Origin of the sequence: Achromobacter sp. K91 (assembly GCF_003576205.1) — a bacterium.
GTDB lineage: Bacteria > Pseudomonadota > Gammaproteobacteria > Burkholderiales > Burkholderiaceae_B > Achromobacter > Achromobacter aegrifaciens.
The window spans coordinates 1-1,433 of record NZ_QWFB01000089.1 but is presented as its reverse complement, the minus strand read 5'-3'; the positions used below and the strand labels follow the sequence as shown (position 1 = coordinate 1,433).

Below are 1,433 nucleotides of genomic sequence, written 5' to 3'. Positions count from 1 at the left end.
TGAACTGACCCCCGAAAGTTGGACGTAGATCCAACCTTTGGGGGTTTTTGCATGACGAAGTACGACGAGCAGTTCAAGCTCAAGGCGGTTAGGAAGTATTTGGCGGGCCGGTCTGGTGCGCAGGCTGTGGCAAGCGAGTTGGGGATGAGCCGCAGCGTATTACGCCGCTGGGTGGCGAGCTACCAGGCTCATGGCCGTGCTGGTTTGGCCAAGAAGTTCAACCACTACAGCGCGGCCTTCAAACGCGAAGTGCTCGAGCGGATCGAGCGCGAGAGTTTGTCTGATCAGCAGGCCGCAGTGCTGTACGACATCCGTCACGCGGGGGCCATCGGGATCTGGCGTGGCCAGTATGATGTTGGGGGAGTGGGCGCACTGGCGCCCCGACCTAAAGGTAGACGTCCCATGCCGCACAAATATCCCCCGGCACCGACCCCCAAAGATATGACCGAGGATGAGCTGCGCAAAGAGAATGCCTATCTGCGTGCGGAGCTCGATTACCTAAAAAAATTAGAGGCCTTGATCCAAGCGGAAAAGACCGAAGCGCTGGTGAAAAAGCGCAAATGGTCCAAGGGTTAAGGTCGGCACACCCGCTGGCACTCTTGTTGCGCGTGGCCCGGCTGTCGCGCAGCACGTTCTACTATCACCTGAAGGCGCAAGGCGCGGCGGATAAGTACGCTGGCCTGAAAGCCAGGATCGGTGCCGTCTATGTTCGTCACAAGGGACGCTACGGCTACCGCCGGATCACAGCAGCGCTGCGTCAGGCAGGCGAACTGGTCAATCACAAGACGGTGCAGCGCCTGATGCAGGCACTGGGGCTGAAGTCGCTGGTGCGGGCCAAGAAATATCGCTCGTACCGGGGTGAAAACGGACAGATCGCACCCGATTTACTCAAACGCCGGTTCGTGGCATCGCAGCCCAACCAGAAGTGGGCGACCGATGTGACCGAGTTCAATGTCCGGGGTCAGAAGCTGTATCTATCTCCGGTGCTGGACCTGTACAACGGCGAGATCGTGGCCTATCAAACCGAACAACGTCCTGTACTTGGACTGGTGACCAAGATGCTCAAAAAGGCGTTCGCCAAGCTCAAACCCTCGGAGGCACCGTTGCTGCACTCGGACCAGGGCTGGCAGTATCAACAACGCGCCTACCGACGCTTGCTGGCCGAACGGGCCGTTACCCAGAGCATGTCGCGCAAGGGGAACTGCTTGGACAACGCCGCCATGGAGAGCTTCTTCGGAACGTTGAAAGCCGAGTTCTTCCACCTCAAACGCTTCGACAGCATCGAGCAGCTACGGGCCGGCATCGGCCAGTACATCCGTTATTACAATCACGAACGCATCAAGCTCAAGCTAAAAGGCCTGAGCCCGGTGCAGTACCGAGCTCAGGCCTTCGGCCTTTAGCTTCTGACCATCCAACTTCTGGGGGTCAGTTCA

General features: G+C 58.5%; 1 protein-coding gene. It reads left to right on the top strand.

The genetic code is table 11. The features are described from left to right. Nucleotides 1-51: 51 nt before the first annotated feature. Nucleotides 52-1,400, top strand: a protein-coding gene (locus DXK93_RS31740) for an IS3 family transposase (RefSeq protein WP_233564661.1) whose coding sequence is annotated in 2 segments (ribosomal slippage) — nt 52-534 and nt 537-1,400 — 1,347 coding nt in all. Because the reading frame shifts where the segments join, the coding sequence is not laid out codon by codon here. Nucleotides 1,401-1,433: the final 33 nt, after the last annotated feature.